The 909-nt window shown below is 72.2% G+C and carries 1 protein-coding gene; it reads right to left on the bottom strand.

The features are described 5' to 3' along the window. Positions 1–909, bottom strand: a 909-nt coding sequence (locus tag G3I40_RS00900) for an ATP-binding protein (RefSeq protein WP_239091440.1), incomplete at both ends; no start/stop codon positions are given.

Below are 909 nucleotides of genomic sequence, written 5' to 3'. Positions count from 1 at the left end.
GGCCGTCCCCGTTCACGGCGGCGGCCCCCGGCGTCAGGACGCTGTCGGCGGTCGCGGCCGCGGCGGCCCGGCGCACCCGGGGGGCCTGCTCGTCCTGGTCGGCGCCGAGCAGTGCCTGCGGCAGGACGAGGACGGCCTGGACTCCTCCGTAGATGTTGGTCTGCAGCCGTACGGAGATGCCGTGCCGCCGGGCGAGCTGCGAGACCACGAACAGGCCGATGCGCCCGTCCTGGAGCAGGCTGGCCACGTTGACCTGGTCGGGGTCGGAGAGCAGCGCGTTCATCTTGATCTGTTCGGTGACCGGCATGCCGAGTCCGCGGTCCTCGACCTCGACGGCGAGCCCGGAGGTCACGAGGTTGGCGCGGAGCAGCACTTGGGTGTGCGGGGCGGAGAACACCGTGGCGTTCTCGACGAGTTCGGCGAGCAGGTGGATGCAGTCGGCGACGGCGTGCCCGCGCAGGGTGCCGTCGATCGGCGGTACGAGCTTGACCCGGGAGTACTGCTCGACCTCGGCGATCGCGGAGCGCATCACCTCGGTCATGGAGACGGGGTGGCTCCATTGGCGGCGCGAGACGGCTCCGCCGAGTACGGCGAGGTTCTCCGCGTGCCTGCGGATGCGGGTCGCCAGGTGGTCCACATGGAAGAGGCCCTTGAGCAGGTCGGGGTCCTCGACGTCGTTCTCCAGGTCGTCGAGGATCGAGATCTCGCGGTGCACCAGGGACTGCAGTCGACGGGCGAGGTTCACGAAGACCTCGACCTTCTGCTGGCTGCCGGCCTGGCTGGACAGCTGGGTGGCCTGGACGACGGCGGTGACGGCGACGTCCTGGGCGCGTGCGAGGTCGGCGGCGAGGTGGTCGAAGTCGTCGGCGCCGGGCGCGGGCTGCCGGGGCGCGCGCCGCGGCGGCGGCC

Source organism: Streptomyces sp. SID14478 (genome assembly GCF_010548525.1).
Lineage (GTDB): Bacteria > Actinomycetota > Actinomycetes > Streptomycetales > Streptomycetaceae > Streptomyces.
Note: the sequence above shows the minus strand (reverse complement) of the source record. Positions and strands in the feature narration are given on the sequence as shown.